Source organism: Acidovorax sp. 56, assembly GCF_002749705.1.
In the GTDB taxonomy this organism is placed as follows: domain Bacteria; phylum Pseudomonadota; class Gammaproteobacteria; order Burkholderiales; family Burkholderiaceae_C; genus Acidovorax.
Map to the genome: position 1 here is coordinate 73,736 of NZ_PEEV01000001.1, position 16,246 is coordinate 89,981.

General features: G+C 63.4%; 10 protein-coding genes and 1 pseudogene. 6 read left to right on the top strand and 5 right to left on the bottom strand.

From position 1 onward, the window contains the following. The first annotated feature begins 67 nt into the window (after positions 1–67). The 3 genes from CLU88_RS00330 to CLU88_RS00340 are packed head-to-tail and all read left to right on the top strand — an operon-like array spanning position 68 to position 7,971. Complete coding sequence (locus CLU88_RS00330) at positions 68–4,882, top strand: PAS domain S-box protein (RefSeq protein ID WP_082522306.1); 4,815 nt, start codon at positions 68–70, stop codon at positions 4,880–4,882. A gap of 9 nt (positions 4,883–4,891) precedes the next feature. Further along, positions 4,892–6,427 carry a transporter substrate-binding domain-containing protein gene (locus CLU88_RS00335; protein ID WP_082522307.1) on the top strand — a complete coding sequence of 512 codons (1,536 nt, stop codon included), beginning with the start codon at positions 4,892–4,894 and terminating at the stop codon, positions 6,425–6,427. Beyond that, positions 6,424–7,971 carry a response regulator gene (locus CLU88_RS00340; RefSeq protein WP_233205328.1) on the top strand — a complete coding sequence of 516 codons (1,548 nt, stop codon included), beginning with the start codon at positions 6,424–6,426 and terminating at the stop codon, positions 7,969–7,971. The genes CLU88_RS00335 and CLU88_RS00340 overlap by 4 nt, the downstream gene beginning before the upstream one ends. 361 nt (positions 7,972–8,332) lie before the next feature. Here the strand turns inward: CLU88_RS00340 and ggt are convergent, their stop codons facing one another. Further along, positions 8,333–10,126, bottom strand: coding sequence for a gamma-glutamyltransferase (gene ggt, locus CLU88_RS00345; protein ID WP_099654886.1), 1,794 nt, complete (start codon positions 10,124–10,126; stop codon positions 8,333–8,335). A 101-nt stretch (positions 10,127–10,227) separates the two neighbouring features. Further along, a pseudogene (locus CLU88_RS00350) lies at positions 10,228–10,935 on the bottom strand (GNAT family N-acetyltransferase); the annotation flags it as partial. 166 nt (positions 10,936–11,101) lie between these two features. Here CLU88_RS00350 and CLU88_RS00355 point away from each other — a divergent pair. Continuing rightward, complete coding sequence (locus tag CLU88_RS00355; protein ID WP_099654888.1) at positions 11,102–12,649, top strand: PLP-dependent aminotransferase family protein; 1,548 nt, start codon at positions 11,102–11,104, stop codon at positions 12,647–12,649. Between the two features lie 65 nt (positions 12,650–12,714). Here CLU88_RS00355 and CLU88_RS00360 read toward each other — a convergent pair whose 3' ends face one another. After that, positions 12,715–13,671, bottom strand: coding sequence for an IS110 family transposase (locus tag CLU88_RS00360; protein WP_099654889.1), 957 nt, complete (start codon positions 13,669–13,671; stop codon positions 12,715–12,717). Positions 13,672–13,674: 3 nt separating this feature from the next. Continuing rightward, positions 13,675–14,001 carry a hypothetical protein gene (locus tag CLU88_RS00365; protein ID WP_143225917.1) on the bottom strand — a complete coding sequence of 109 codons (327 nt, stop codon included), beginning with the start codon at positions 13,999–14,001 and terminating at the stop codon, positions 13,675–13,677. A 222-nt stretch (positions 14,002–14,223) separates the two neighbouring features. Here CLU88_RS00365 and uraH point away from each other — a divergent pair, with 222 nt between their 5' ends. Further along, positions 14,224–14,574 (top strand): hydroxyisourate hydrolase, encoded by a 351-nt coding sequence (gene uraH / locus CLU88_RS00370; RefSeq protein ID WP_099654891.1) that lies wholly within the window; start codon positions 14,224–14,226, stop codon positions 14,572–14,574. A 148-nt stretch (positions 14,575–14,722) separates the two neighbouring features. On the opposite strand, the gene CLU88_RS00375 is transcribed toward uraH, so the two are convergent. Beyond that, on the bottom strand, positions 14,723–15,274 hold the full coding sequence (locus CLU88_RS00375; RefSeq protein ID WP_099658531.1) for a hypothetical protein: 552 nt from the start codon (positions 15,272–15,274) through the stop codon (positions 14,723–14,725). Positions 15,275–15,359: 85 nt separating this feature from the next. Here CLU88_RS00375 and xdhC point away from each other — a divergent pair, with 85 nt between their 5' ends. After that, positions 15,360–16,166, top strand: a complete 807-nt coding sequence (xdhC, locus tag CLU88_RS00380; protein ID WP_233205558.1) for a xanthine dehydrogenase accessory protein XdhC — start codon at positions 15,360–15,362, stop codon at positions 16,164–16,166. Positions 16,167–16,246: the final 80 nt, after the last annotated feature.

Genomic DNA, 16,246 nt, shown 5'->3' on the forward strand with positions numbered 1-16,246 from the left:
CCAGCCTCCATTGCCGGGACCGTCTGGCCTGCATCACTTCGCCCCGGAATAGAGAGGAACGCGTTTCATGAACGCTATTGTTCAGCACTACCACCGCTCCTCCCTGACGGCGAAGCTCGCGTTCGCCTTTTTCGTCATCCTCCTCATGGCAATCGTGCTCAGCGTGCTGGGCATGCAGGCGGTCAGCCGCGTGAACGACGAGATTCAGGACATGTATGAAAGGGACCTGCAGGGCGTTTCCAACGCCCGGGCGATCCAGTTCCACTATGCCAGCATGGGGCGCCATTTGCGCAATGCGCTGCTCACCGTAGAGACAGACGACAGGGCCCAGGCGCTGGAGAGGCTTGATCAGTCGCACCAAGATATCTTGCGCGAGGTCGGTGAGCTTCGCGGGCGCATTGTTCGCGACGACAACAGACGCAACCTTCTGACGTTCGACCAGAACTATGCGGAGTACCGCAAGAGAGTTGAAGGTCTGCTTGAGCTCGCCAGGCAGGGGCAACTTCAAGAAGCGCGCAGACAGGTCTCAAGTCGGGAGTTCGCTGTCGTTGGGGATACCGTGGCCCAGTCTATGGAAGCTGTGGCAGCCACGAAAGAGGACAGCGCCCGGGCTACGCTGCGCTCCGTGCAGGACCTTGCGCAGCAGACCAGGATCCGCGGCAGCACCCTGCTGGTCATGGGCGGCTTGTTCAGTGTGCTTTTTGCGTGGCTTATCGCGCGGTCCATTCGTGTACCAGCGTTCGAACTGCGCACGGCTGTGGAGCGGATTGCAGAAGGAGATCTGCTGCAGGAGGTGCCTCATACCTCGTACCTCAACGACCTGGGCGCGCTGGCGCGTGCAGTGGCGGTGCTACAGCGGGGAGCCCGCGAACTGGAGGTGCAGCGCTGGGTCAAGACACATACGGCCAGCGTCTCTGCCGAACTGCAGTCGACCCAGTCCTTCGTCGAGCTGGCGCAACGCTTCTTCACGCTCTCGGCGCCTTTGCTGGACATAGGGCACGGCGTCCTTTACATCTACGAAAAAAGCCAGCGCCACCTGCGTCTGCTAACCGGTTTTGCCCATCGCGAACGCAAGACGATGGATCAATACATTCAGCTGGGCCAGGGCTTGGTGGGACAGTGCGCACTGGAGCGCAGCGCCATCACGCTCACTCAGCCTCCCCCAGACTACGTACGCATCGGATCGGCGTTGGGCGATGCCGCACCCCGGTGTATCTGCGTGCTGCCGATCCAACGTGGTGACGAGTTGCTGGGTGTGCTGGAGATTGCCAGCTTTCAGATCTTCTCGCCTGCACAGCAGGCCCTGTTGGACGCGCTGATGCCTGCGCTGGCTGCCAATCTGGAGATTCTGGAGCGCAACGTGGCCACCCATCGGCTGCTTGAGGAAACGCAGGCCCAGGCGAAGACGCTGGAACAGCAGGCGCACGAGCTCGCCACGCAAAAAGATTCCATCGCCGCCACCGAGGCTTGGTATCACGGCATCATCGAATCTGCACCCGACGGCTTGATGGTCACGGACGAGCACGGCACGGTGATCATGGTCAACCCGCGCATGCTCGATCTGTTTGGCTATGCGGAACATGAACTGGTGGGCCAGCCTATGGAAATACTGGTGCCATCCGCCATCCGCGACCGGCACCCGGGCTTGCGCCAGGGCTTCCTGGCAGTCGGACTGCCGCGAAACATGGGGGGTACGAATGCCAACCTCAAAGGCGTGCGCAAGGATGGCAGCGAGTTTCCGGTGGAGGTCGGCCTGTCACGCCTGCCTGCCATTGGCGGCCATGGCGTCTGTGTATGCGCCTCGGTGCGCGACGTGACCGAGCGCAACCGGGTAGAGCAGGAAGTGCGCAACAGCCAACGTCAGATCCGCACCCTGGTGGATGGCATCGGCTCCATCATTACGCTCAAGGACAGGGAAGGCCGCTACCAGCTATTGAATGCCACCTATGCGAAGTACGCAGGCACCAGCGAGCATGAGGTTCTCGGTAAAAACGCACACGACCTGTGGCCCAAAGAGATGGCAGACAAGATCTGGGAGGTGGAGAACCGCGTGCTCGAAAGGGGCGAAGCCATCACCTACGAGGAGATCATCCCCACTGCCGATGGATCAGAGCAGCGCTCGTTCATGACCACGAAAACACCGCTGATCAACGAAGCAGGTGAAATCTACGGCATCTGCGGCATCGCCACCGACATCACCGAGCACAAGAAGTCGCAGGAGGCCATGCAGCTGGCCCATGCCGAGCAGACCGCCATGTTCGAGGCCACCACGCTGGGCATCGCGTTCATCAAGGACCGCGTGGTTGTGCGCGGCAACACACAGCTTGACACGCTGTTCGGCACCGGGCAACTTGGCCAGTCCCCCCGTGCCTGGTACGCATCTGATGACGCGTTTGCCCATGCCCTCAATGAGATATACGGACAGCTATCAAGCGGTGAAAAACACCAACGCGAGGAAGAGCTGGTGCGCGCCGATGGCACGCGCTTCTGGTGTCAACTCAGCGGTGCAGCCATTGATCCGGACGACCTGAGCAAGGGGACGGTGTGGATGCTGCTTGACGTGACGATCCGAAAGACGTCAGAAGAAGATATACGGCGGGCCAAGGAAATGGCCGAGGAAGCGACGCGGGCCAAAAGCGAGTTCTTGGCCAACATGAGCCACGAGATCCGCACGCCGATGAACGCCATCATCGGCATGTCGCACCTGGCTCTGCAGACCGCGCTGGACAACAAGCAGCGCAACTACATCGAGAAAGTCAACCGCGCTGCCGAGAGCCTTCTGGGCATCATCAACGACATCCTCGACTTCTCCAAAATCGAAGCCGGCAAGATGTCCATGGAGCAAGTCGACTTCCGGCTGGAGGATGTTCTCGACCACGTAGCCAATCTGATCGGTATGAAGGCCGAGGACAAGGGTCTGGAGTTGCTGTTCAGCACAGCGGACGACGTTCCGACGGCGCTGGTAGGAGACCCGCTGCGACTGGGCCAAATCTTGGCCAACCTGGGCAGCAATGCCGTGAAGTTCGCGGAGCAGGGGGAGATCGTGCTGGGGATCGAGCTGGCCGGCCAGCAAGGCAAGCCAGGTGGTGACGTCGAGCTGCACTTCTGGGTCAAGGACTCGGGCATCGGCATGACGCCAGAGCAATGCCAACGGCTGTTTCAGTCGTTCAGTCAGGCCGACAGCTCCACCACGCGGCGTTATGGCGGCACGGGCCTGGGCCTGGCGATCTCCAAGACCCTGGTGGAGTTGATGAAAGGCCGCATCTGGGTGGAGAGCACCGAGGGGCAGGGCTCGACCTTCCACTTCCATGTGCACTTTGGCCTGCAGGCGCAGCCCATGCCCCGGCGCATGTTTGATGCCAACGAACTGCTGGGCCTGAGAGTTCTCGTGGTGGATGACAATGCTGCGGCCCGGGAGATCCTGTCGACCATGGCGCGCCGTTTCGGCCTGGAGGTGGACATGGCCCGCGATGGCGAGGAAGGGCTGCGCATGGTGGAGGGCGCCGACAGCCGCTCGCTCGCCTACGACCTAGTGCTGATGGACTGGAAGATGCCACGCATGGACGGCGCCGAGACCGTGCGCCGCATGCAGGCGCTCAAGGGTGGGGCTGCACCGGCGGTGATCATGGTGACTGCTTTCGGCCGGGAAGAAGCCATGACTGCGGTGCAGAGCCATGGCGCCCGGGTGAATGCGGTGCTCACCAAGCCGGTCACGGCATCGACATTGCTAGAAGCGGTGGCTGAGGCGCTGGGCAAAGGTCGCCTGGTATCTGATCGCGTGGTAGCCAAGGCCGACGGGCGAACCGAGCATTTGCAGCAGCTCAAGGGCGCGCGGGTGCTGCTGGTTGAAGACAATGCACTGAACCAGGAACTGGCTATGGAGCTGCTGCGCCAGGCCGGCATGGAGGTGGTGCTGGCCAACAACGGCCAGGAGGCGCTGGACCTGCTGGCCGCGGACCCTCGATTCGATGGCGTCCTCATGGATTGCCAGATGCCCGTGATGGACGGCTATACGGCCACACGCCACCTGCGCTCGCTGCCGCAGTTTGCCAACCTGCCCATCATCGCCATGACAGCCAACGCCATGGCCGGTGACAGGGAGAAGGTAATGGATGCCGGCATGGTGGACCACATCCCCAAACCGCTGCGGGTAGAGGAAATGTTTGCGTGCATGGCTCGATGGATCAACCCTGCTGCCACAACCGCCCAGACGACGCCTGAACAGGCTTTCAATCAAGGAGGCAGCGTGGCCGATCCAGATCTGCCGCAATTGCCCGGCGTGGATCAGGCGATTGGACTTCGCATAGTTCAAAACGACCGGCGGCTCTACCGCCGACTACTGGGCATGTTTCTGCAGGAGTACACGGGCTTTGAAACAGCCGTCGCTGAGGCGCTGCATCAGGGCGACTGGCCTCTGGCCACGCGGCTGGCTCATACCCTCAAAGGCGCTGCGGGCACGATCGGCGCCACCAACGTCGCATCGGCAGCAGGGGCGCTGGAGGCAGAGGGCGCCCACGAGTCCCGCGTGCCGGCAGCGCTGGAAATGTTGTCCCAGATTGGAGTTTTGTTACGCCCGCTTATCAAGGCTCTGCAGGAGTCCACGGCGAGCAGCGGGGCTGGCACTGTGCAAGCCCGATCGGAACCTGTTGTTTCCAAGGCGCGCTCCGCCGAAACCGAGGCTCTGCTGAGCCGATTGCGCAAGTTGCTCAGAGACAGCGACGCGGATGCGGGCGACGCGCTGGAGAACTTGGTCGCTCGGTTGGCGGCGGATGGCGACCCGCTTGCTGAGTCCCTGTCTGCCGTGAGCCGAGCCATTGATCGCATCGATTTCGATGCTGCGCTCTCAGCGCTCGAAGTTCAGGCTCCTGCTCAGCCCGGCTGAATCTGGTCCATGAAGCGCCAAATGCGATTTTTTGCCTGCTTTGTGGGCCTTGCGATGGCCGCGGGCAGCGCCTTGGGGCGCTCGCTGGTGCAAATCAAGGACAGCCAAGAGTTGCGCATCTGCGTCGCTGGCTCCAGCGCCGACTACTATCGGACCAATGGGGAGGATTTCGCCCGATACCTTGGTGTTCAAGCGAAAACCGTGACGCTTTCGCAGTGGGATCAGCAGTTTCACAACGCGCAGGGCGTGACAGTTCAGGGAGATCGCTACGAAGCCGCTCCTCTGGCCACTGGAAAATGCGATCTGTACCCGAATGACCTGCACATCACCGAATGGCGCAAGCAAAAGATGATACTGGTGCCGTACTTCACCACGCGCAATGTCGTCGTCTCGCGACCGGAGATGCGATCCGTTTTGCGCGCCGAGGTAGATCTTGCAGGGCGCACTGCATCGGTCCAGGCGGGAACCGCTTACGAAGGATGGATCCAGGGATTCAACGCTGGAGCGGGAGAGCACTCACCGATCGTCATTGAGAACGTACCTACCGCCAAATCCATGCAGGCCGTCGCGCAGCGTCGCGCAGATTTCACCGTGATCGCGGCCGAATCTGCCTTCCACTGGGTGCGTAACGACCTGGAGAACCTGGACATGCTGTTTCCGGTGGGCGAGGCGATCTCGGTAGGCTGGGGTATTTCCTTTGAAGCATCGGACCTCGAGCACGCCATACAGCGCTATTTCACCGACAGTCGTCGGATGGGGTCAGATCTCGATCTGTCCTGGCGACGCAAATATGGCGTGTCGCTGATGGAGTACCAGCTCTTCTCCGCCTCTTTCGACAATAGCGGGAAATGGCACCGGGTTTGGATGGCCTGGGGAATCCCTGGCGGGGCCGCCATTGCGGGAGTGCTGCTGGCCATGCTATTTTGGGCAACGCAGCTCAGGCGCGAAGCGGCCCGGCACAAACTGACCCTAAAAGCGCTGCAGCAAAGCCACGACCAGTTGACCGGCGAGGCCTACCGGCGCAAGGCAGTGTCCGACCTATTGCTCGAGTTGCAACACGCCAACACTCTTGCAGCTTTTGCCCGCACAGTCCTGCACGAACTGGCGAGGCACTTGCCGATGGGGCAAGCCCTGCTGGTGCGAGTAAACGAAGCGCGCGCGATGCAGGCAGTTGCGCACTATGCGGGTTCGGGTGCTAGTGCGGAACAAACGCTCTCTGAGCTGCCCACAACAGCCAGCATGATCGAGCGATGCATCGCAACGGGCGAGTCCGTGCTCATCGAAGCGCCTGGGACTGACTACCTGCGTGTCCAGTCAGGTCTTGGGCATTGCGCTCCCTGCGCCATCTATTTGATGCCGATCAAGCACGCTGGATGTGTCGTGGCCGTCATTGAGTTAGCCGCGACTGAGTCGATCAGGCCAGAGCGCCGCCAGTTGCTAGTGGACATGGAACCCATCATCGCTGTGGGTATCCTGCGCTTCGTTCGTGAAGAGGCCGATGTGGCTCTTGACCTCACCCAGCAAGACAAGAAGGTATCTGCATGAGTGTTTTTGCTGCTTCGAGCCCATCTGCCATTGGGCGAGGCGCACGCTGTCTGGTCGTTGATGACTTTGAGGCGATGCGCAAGGTCACCATCAACCAGCTCCGGCAGATGGGAGTGGAACGCATTGAATCCGCGCGCAACGGTGCCGAAGCCCTGCGCCTTCTGAAGAATCAGCGTTTCGATGTGGTGCTCTCGGACTGGAACATGCCCGTGATGACAGGCGTGGAGTTGCTTCAGGCCATGCGTGCAGACGAACGATTATTCGCAATACCGTTTGTTCTTATCACCGCCGAGGCGGAGCGCAGCCGTGTTCAGGAGGCCATTTCGATGGGGGTGACCTCCCTGCTGCTCAAGCCCTACTCCCCCAAGCAATTGGCTCAAAGGCTGGAGAAGGCCTTGCAATGGAAGCCGCGCGCTCCTGGCGATTTTGCTGGGGAGGGGTTGCCAGCGCAAAATGCGCATGCTCCGGCGACGCAGGACACCGCGAGCACGCCATCAGCCGAAGAGCAGGAAGCTCCTCGACCGACGATACTGATCGTCGACGATACGCCCGACAACCTGCTGCTACTGTCCCAGCTGTTCAAAGGCGAGTATCGGATCAGGCTGGCTCAGACAGGCGCCAAGGCGATGGAGGTGGTGACCTCCGACGACCCTCCGGACTTGGTACTGCTGGACATCATGATGCCCGGCATGGATGGTTTCGAAGTAGCGCGGATGATGCGCGAGCATCCCACATCCCAGAGCATTCCCATCATCTTCGTCACTGCCATGGCGTCGGCGGACGCACGCATCAGGGGGCTCGATCTCGGCGCGGTCGATTTCATTACCAAGCCCATCGACCCCGAAACGCTCAAGCCGCGCGTGCGCAATTTCATGCGCTACGTGCAGCTGCGCAAGGACCTGCAGGCCGAGTTCGACAGCATGGTCGAGGCAGCCCAGTTGCGCGAAGACGTTGAGCGCATCACGCGGCACGACATCAAGGCGCCGCTGGCCGGGGCACTGGGTCTTGTGCAGGCGCTGATTGAGGATGACTCGGTCGGTCGCCGACAAGTGGAGCAGTTGCGCTTGATGGAAGAGAGCGTGATGCAGGTGCTCAACATGATCAACCTGTCATCCGAACTGTACAAAATTGAATCGGGTCGCTTCGTGCTACGAGCGCAGCCCGTGCTTATCGGCGAACTGCTGCGCCGCATAGCCGAGATGAATCGGGTGACCTTCGCGGAGAAGGACCTGTCTATCGCGGTGGACACGGACGTGGCGGTCGGAGCGGAGCCACCTGTAGCGCTTGCGGATTCAACCCTGTGCTACTCGATCTTCCAGAACCTACTAAGGAACGCGTGCGAAGCAGCGCCGCACGGGTCGCGGGTGTCGGTGCAGCTCCAGGATCAGAACCCCTTGCGCATCATCATCAGCAACACTGGAGCTGTGCCAATCGCGATCCGCGACCGGTTTTTCGACAAGTTCGTGACTGCGGGCAAACAGGGGGGACAGGCCTGGGCACATATTCCGCCAAATTGCTCACCGAGGCCCAGCATGGCAGCGTAGGGCTAGAGGTATTCGATGACACCAATACGACCCGGGTCGTCGTGGAGCTTCCGCGACGGTGATGAAGTCAGTTCACGGCAATCAGCAAACCGCCTGATCAGGATAGCCCAGCCGAAAGCAGCCCTTCACTGAGGTCCACTTCTGGCCGATAGTACCCATTCGCGACTGAGATGCGAACGGCTGCAACCGCTGCAATGCGGTCATTCACGGTAACTGACGCAAGGCCAGCTTTGGACTCAGATCTGCCCCCCGCGTGTGGACGGAAACGCGATTGCCCATCACAAAAAAGGGCCGCACATGGTGCGGCCCTTTTGCTTTTCCCAGCGCACCTACCTTCCAGCAGGCGCGCCTTCATCAGTCTTCAATACCCCAACGTCTGCCCATCCGGGTTGCGCGGATCAGAGTACCCATACAGCAGCCCGTTGCGGATCTGGATGGTTTGCGTGCGGCCCATCGATGCCTTCACGGCGATGTTGTGGCCGCGTTGCTTGAGCAGGGCCAGGGTGTCGGGCGAGAGGCCCTTTTCCACGCGCAGTTCGTCGGGCGTCCACTGGTGGTGGATGCGCGGCGCAGCGGCGGCTTCGGCGGGGTTGTTGGCAAAGTCGATGGTGTTCACCACGGTTTGCAGCACGGTGGTGATGATGCGGGCGCCGCCAGGGCTGCCGGTCACCAGCGTGGGCTTGCCGTCCTTGAGCACCAGGGTGGGCGTCATGGAAGACAAGGGGCGCTTCTTGGCGGCCACGGCGTTGGCGTCGCCGCCGACCAGGCCGTAGGCGTTGGCCACGCCGGGCTTGGCCGAGAAGTCGTCCATCTCGTTGTTCAGCAAGATGCCGGTGCCCTTGGCGACGATGCCGCTGCCAAAGTTGGTGTTCAGCGTATAGGTCACGGCCACGGCGTTGCCCGCCTTGTCCACCACCGAGTAGTGGGTGGTCTGGTCGCTTTCATACGGCTGGGGCTGGCCGGGCTTGATTTCCTTGGCGGGGCGGGCGCGGTTGCCGTCGATGGTCTTGGCCAGCGATTCGGCGTAGCGCTTGGAGGTCAGGCCCTTCAGGGGAATCTTCACAAAGTCGGGGTCGCCCAGGTACTCGGAGCGGTCGGCATAGGCCAGCTTGCTGCTCTCAGCCATGTAGTGCAGCGTCTGGGCGCTGTTCTGGCCCCATTGGGCCAGGGGCCACTGCTCCAGCATGTTCAATATCTGCACCAGGTGCGTGCCGCCGGAGGAGGGTGGGGGCATGGTCACCACTTCGTAGCCACGGTAGGTGCCGCGCACGGGTTCGCGCTCGGCCACCTTGTATTCGCGCAGGTCTTGCAGCGTCACAGCGCCTGCGTGCGGCGCGGTTTCTGCGGCAATCTTCTGGGCGATGGCACCTTCATAGAAGGCCTTGGCACCTTGCTGCGCGATCAGGCGCATGGATTGGCCCAAGTCTTTTTGCACCAGCAGGTCGCCGCGCTTCAGGGGCTCGCCGTTCTTCCAGAAGATCTCGGTGGTGGCGGGCCACTGGCCCATGTTCTTCTTTTCTTGCTGCAGGATTTTGGCCAGCGTTTCGCTGACGGGGAAGCCCTTTTCTGCCAGCGCAATCGATGGCGCAATCACCTTGTCGAGCGGCAGGGTGCCCCATTTTTTCAGCGCATGCTCCATGCCGGCCACCGTGCCGGGCACGCCCACGGCGTAGTGGGTGTAGAGCGACTTGCCGTTGATGACGTTGCCCTTGTCGTCCAGGTACATGTTGCGGCTGGCCTTGAGGGGGGCCACTTCGCGGAAGTCCAGCGCGACGGATTTGCCGGTCTTGGCGTCGTGCACCATCATGAAACCGCCGCCGCCGATGTTGCCCGCATTGGGCAGTGCCACGGCCAGCGCAAAGCCAATGCCCACAGCGGCGTCGACTGCGTTGCCACCGGCTTTCAGAATGTCCAGCCCGATGCGCGAGGCCAGCTCTTGCTCGGTCGCCACCATGCCGTTGTTGGCCACCACGGGGTGGAATACGTCCATGTCGAAGTCATAGGCGGCGCTGGCGGCTGCAGCGGCAGCCGTTTGCTGCACGGCGGGCGCAGCAGCAGGGGTTGCAGTGGCTTGCGGTGGGGTCGAGCCGCAGGCTGCAAGGCTGGCCAAGGCCAGCGCAAGGCTGGCGGACAGCAGGGTTTGCCGGATGTTCATTCAGTCATCTCCTGGTTGCTGAGGGTTGGGTGTGCCAGTGTAGGGCGGTTGGGGCCCTGTGCAATGTTGCTGGCGTACCCGCCTCAATCAGTGCCCGGCAGCGCCGCGCGGATGGCGGCGAGCGACTGGCGCTGCTGGCCCTGCGCGTTCAGGTTGCTCTCGCCCAGCCAGGTCTGCAGCGCTGCGCGCACGGCAGGCCATTCGCCATCGGTGATGGAGAACCAGGCCGTATCGCGGGTGCGGCCTTTGTAGACCAGGGCTTGGCGAAAGATGCCTTCCAACTGAAAACCCAGCCGCAGCGCGGCGCGGCGCGAGGGCTCGTTCAGGCTGTCGCACTTCCACTCGTAGCGGCGGTAGCCCAAGGTGTCGAAGGCGTAGGCCATGAGCAATAACTGTGCTTCGGTGGAGGCGGGGGTTTGCTGCAGCAGCGGCGAGAAGGTGACATGGCCCACCTCAATGCAGCCATGGGTGGGGTCAATGCGCATCAGCGACAGGGTGCCCACGGGCTTGCCGGTGGCGGTGTCGATCACTGCAAAGTGGCGCGGGTCGGTGCTTGGCGCGGCCGCTTCGGCATGGCGGCGGTACTCGTCTTCGCTGGCGAAGGGGCCGATGAACAGGTAGGTCCAGTTGCGGCCGTCGGGTGCGGTTTGGTAGGCGGCAAACAGGTCTGCGGCGTGGCGGGCCGCGTTCAGTGGCTCCAGCTGGCAAAACCGGCCCTTCAGCGTGACGCCGGTAGGCGCGGGCCGGGGGCTCCAGTGGGGCATGGGCTCGCCGATGGGTTGGCCGTATTCGTTGGTGCGTTGGGTCATGGTGGCTGATGGCAAGTGATGTGAGGGAGATGGCCAAAGGATGCACGCAAGGTGGTGCGCCGGAGTGCCACTTTAGAATGCCAGTGGCTCTGCAAAAAGAGCCATATTAGATTCATTTGATGGTGCCACGATGGCGCCATCGTTCGCTCCATCCGGGCCCCACTCCATGTCAGAACTTCATGTGTCACCTGTGGCCGATGTGCTGCTGCAAACCCCCCTGATGCGCGGGCCGGGCGCCGAGCCCTTGCAGCGCCAGTTGCTGCAGCGGCTGCGCTCAGCGATATGGGCGGGGCGCCTGCCTGCGGGGTGCCGTCTGCCGGGCTCGCGTGCGCTGGCGGTGGATTTGGCTGTGTCGCGCAACAGCGTGACGGCCGTCTACGAGCAACTGGGGGCTGAGGGCTACATCGAACCGAGCCGCCAGGGCACGCGGGTGGCGGCGCTGGGGCGGGGCAACGCACCGGCCCAGGCTGGGCAGGCGGTGGAGGCTGGCCCTGCGGTGCCGTCACCGAGCGTGGCCGGGCAGGCCGTGGGGCAGATGGCCGAACGGGTGGCCCGGGTGCGCCCTGGACCAGCCGCAACGATGACCCCTGCGACCGCCCCTGACGGTGCGCAGGCGTTTCGCCCTGGCGTGCCAGCGCTGGCGCGGTTCCCGATAAGCGCCTGGAAGCGATCGGTAGACCGGGCCTACCAGCGCGGCGGGGTCAGCGCCCTGGGCTATGGTGATCCGGCGGGTGAGCCCGCTTTGCGCCAGGCTTTGTCGCACCACCTGGCGGTGGCGCGGGGTGTGCTGTGTACGCCCGAGCAAGTCGTCATCACCGAAGGCGCGCAAGAGGCCCTGGCCCTGTGCGTGCGGCTGGTGGCCAACCCTGGCGACACCGCCTGGCTGGAAGACCCCGGCTACCGGGGCGCCCAAACCGCCTTTGCCTGCGGCGACATGAACTTGGTGCCCATGCCCGTGGATGGCTCCGGGCTGGCCGTGCCCGAGGGCGCCTGGGCCGCGCAGCCGCCCCGGCTGGTGTACACGTCGCCCTCGCACCAGTACCCCACCGGGGCCGTGCTGTCGGCGGCGCGCCGCCTGGCGCTGATCCAGCAGGCACAGCGCCATGGCGCGTGGTTGATTGAGGACGACTACGACAGCGAGTTTCGCCACGCGGGCGAGCTGATTGGGGCCATGCAGGGCTTGCAGCCCGGTGCGCCCGTGCTGTATGTGGGCACGTTCAGCAAGACGCTGTTCCCGGCGCTGCGGCTGGGGTTTGTGGTGCTGCCCGCAGCGCTGGCGGCACAGGCCCACACGCTGCTGCACGAGACGCTGCGCGGCGGCCACCGTTTTGAGCAACTGGCGCTGGCCGACTTCATCGACACAGGCCAGTTCACCCGCCACCTGGGGCGCATGCGCCGCCTTTACCGCCGCCGCCAGCAGGCCCTGCGCGAGGCCCTGGCCCAGCACATGGCCGTGCCACACCAGGTGATGGGAGGCGACAGTGGCATGCACCTGACGGTGCAACTGCCACCCGATTGCCCCGACACGGTCCTGGCCGAAGCCGCCCGCGCCTACGACATGGCGCCCGCGCCGCTGTCACGCTTTGCGCTGGTGCCCCGGCCGGGCTGCAATGGGCTGGTGCTGGGTTATGGCAACACATCCGAATCGCAGTACCCAGCGCTGGTGCAGCGCCTGTCGGCCCTGGCATTGCAGGTGCTGCAGGGTGGCCCGTAGCCCATCATTGAGTCGGCATCTTTGAACTTGAAATATCCGTTCAGGCTGAGGTTCTATGGTTCCCGTCAAGCTCTGCCAGCGACCAGCGCGGGATCGAACAGAGCTTGCTGCTTGAACAGTGAGAAAGCCACACGCAAGAGCTTACGGGCAAGCACGACAAGTGCAGCGGTCGTGCTCAAGCCTTTGTCACGCTGAGCACAGTAATAGCCGTTCCACGTCTTCGTGCGCGCCGCCGACATGGCTGCTGCGTACATCAAGCGCCTGATCTCTGGCCAGCCCCTCTTGGACAAGCGCCTTTGCCCCGTTTTCTTGCCAGAGTCGTTGGGGCGAGGGTCCAGCCCGGTAAATGCGATGACCGCATCAGCACTGCCGCCTTGCATCCGCCCAAACAGCATCACCAGCAAAGCGCCACAAACCAGCCCCAGGCCGGGCACGGAGGTGATGTGTTCAAACGCTTGGTGGCTGCTGAGATCAGCCCGCAGGGTAGTTTCTATTTGCCCATCGACATGTTTGATGGCTTGTTGCAAGGCCGCCAGCACTGGCTCGTCCAGGCGTGCAAGCGTCTTGCTGTGGCAGCCGGCTTGAGCCAGTGCGCTGCGCTGACGCACCAGAGTTGCCCGGTGTGCGAGGAGCTCGCGCAACACGGCTTGGCAAGCGGTGGGTGGCTGCCACTGCTGCAAATGCGCATGTTCGTGGCAGATATAGCGTGCCAGCACGAGCGCATCCATCCGATCGGTCTTGCCGCGCTGACCCACCGACTGGGCGTAGCGGCGTGCATCCAGCGGATTGAGGACATAGACACGCAGGCCTGCGGCGTGCGCTGCCAGCGCAAGCGGCACGTGGTAGCGGCCGGTGGACTCCAGCGCCAGTACGCTTGCGGGGCGCAACGTGCGCAGCAGCAGGGCAATGCCCTGGGGTGTATTGGCAAACCGGCGCACGCTGGCCTGGCCCTGCGCGGCCACGTCCAGATGGGCGCTGGCGACATCCACGCCGACAAACTCAGTAGCTTGTTGAGGGTTCATCGCTCAAAATACGAGCGCCGGGATGTGTCCTGCTGTCGGCGTGAGCTTGCAAGAATTGACGATCGGTGCTGCCAAGCGCAGCTTGCCCTCGTCAGGTTCCTTATCGACGCTCGGCGCAGGGATGGGGTAATGACTCAGTAGGTCGGTCAGTTGGATCTGAAGCAACTGCCGATGCTTGTCGATGTCCCTGCATCCCGGCTCCTCGCCCTTTCTTACAGGTTGGTTGATGGGAGCTAAACCATACAAGCTTGTCGAAGCCTTGCGCATCGCTTCGACAAGCTCAGCGCGAACGGTTCCAGTGGGTTCATTCTGAATCCATAGCATGGGCATGAAACCTGCTGAACCTTGAACGCAGCGGGCGGAGCGGTTTTGTGCGAAGGCGTGTTTTGATGAACACAAACTGCATACACTTTGGGCGTACACCAATGCGCGCACAGGGGCAGCGGCGCCGACCCAGCGGTCCGTCGCGTGGCCGCCTACCGCTTGCCTGGGGCATTGCCGCCCCGGCCCGCTTTTGCTTTCTTTGTTTGACCCACTTGCCGGAGACACACCATGGGCCTCAGCACCCACGTTTTAGACACCATGCACGGTTGCCCGGCTGCGGGCATGGGGGTGCGCCTGTATGCCACCCAGAGCGAGCAGGCCACGCTGATCAAGGCGCTGGTGCTCAACCACGATGGGCGCACCGACGCGCCCTTGTTTGACAACGCCAGCCTGCGCACGGGCACTTACCGGCTGACGTTTGATGTGGCGGGGTACTTCAAGGCCCGGGGCGTTGCGTTGCCCGAGCCGAATTTTCTGAACCAGGTGAGCCTGGACTTTGGCATTGCCCACGCCGACCAGCACTACCACGTGCCCCTGCTGGTAAGCCCCTGGAGTTATTCGACCTACCGGGGGTCTTGAGTCTTGGGGTGCTATCAGGTCTTTTTGCTACTTAATTGATAGCTGTTTGCGCTTATTGAATGCGCCTTAGAGGGGGTTTTCATCAATCAACCCATGAAGGCGGCCGCAGCGCCCGCCTCCATGGCCACCCACACGTTCAGCCAGACGCTCAGTGTTGGCCTTCGGTGAGGGTATCGAGTTGGAAATTGCCGCTCTTGTCCCACAGCCAGGTGTCGATGTAGGTCACCTTGCCCATGCGGCTGGGTGTGGGGTAGGGGGCGGCGGCGCGCACGGTGCGCTCAATCTCTGCCACCACCTCGGGCGCGTGGCGGGGGGCGCGGGCCCAGTGCAGGCGGGCCACGCGGCCCTGGCGGTCAATGTCTACCTCCAGCACGCCAATGGCGTACAGCATGGCGGGCAGTTTGCCTTGGTAGATGCGCTGCTGGTTTTGGCTGTAGAGGTGGGCCGCTGCATCCTTGCGGTAGTCGCGCGCGGAGATGGCGGCAGACGCTTTGGGCGCCACCACCGTGGCAGTCAGGGGTGCCGCCGCAGAGTCGCGGGCGGGCATCTTGCTGTCTTGCACCGCGGGCGCCTCAGGCGGTGGTGACTTGCAGGCGGCCAGTGCGGCCATGGCGCTGGCCAGCAGCCAACGCAGCCAGCTGGGGCGGGCGCCCTGGGCACGTTGTGCGCGTTGGGCACTTGAGGGTGGGGTGGATGGCATGCTGGGCGTGGAGTCTGAAAACTCGAAACACAGGGGTTGCATGCGGTACTGCCGCGTGCAACCTTTGAAAGGTGAAAGGGCCGATGTGACGGATGTACGTTTGCTGGCGGAGGCGCTACAGGGTGGCGCAAGCGCGTGGCTGGTGAGGGTGGAGTCTACCGAAGGCTCGGCCCCAAGGGAACCCGGGGCCTGGATGGCGGTGCTGGCCGACCGCGTGATCGGCACCATCGGCGGCGGCCACCTGGAGCACCAGGCCATGGCCGATGCGCGCCGCCGCCTGGCGGGAGAGCCCGGCGAGCCGCAGATGCGCTACGCCCTGGGCCCGGCCCTGGGCCAGTGCTGCGGCGGGGTGGTGCACCTGCAGTTTGAGGCGCTGGGCCCGGCGGACGCCGCCGGCCTGCCTGAGCGGCTGCAAGGCCCGCGCACGCCCGTGGCCCTGTTTGGCGGCGGCCATGTGGGCCACGCCCTGGCGCGGGTGCTGGCGCCGCTGCCCTTTGCACTGACGTGGATTGACAGCCGCGACGGCATCTTCCCGCCCGCACCGCCCGAGGGCGTGGTCTGCGAGCATTCCGAGCCCGTGCACATGGCCGTGCCCACGCTGCCAGCGGGCTCGCGGGTGCTCATCATGAGCTTCAGCCACGCCGAGGATCTGGACGTGGTGGCTGCCTGCCTGCGCCGCCAGCGGCAGCAGCAGGATCTGCCCTTCATCGGCCTGATCGGCAGCAAGACCAAGTGGGCCACCTTCTCGCACCGGCTGACCGAGCGCGGCTTTACCCCGGCCGAGCTGGCGCAGGTGACCAGCCCGATAGGTGTGCCCGGCATTCATGGCAAGCAGCCTGAAGTGATTGCGGTGGCGGTGGCTGCGCAATTGCTGCAGACCCTGACGCCGTAGCGGGCCACGCGGCTTACTTGACGGGGCCGAATCTGGAACAATTCGTGCATACACTTTTGGGTGTTATCGGTCGGTGATTT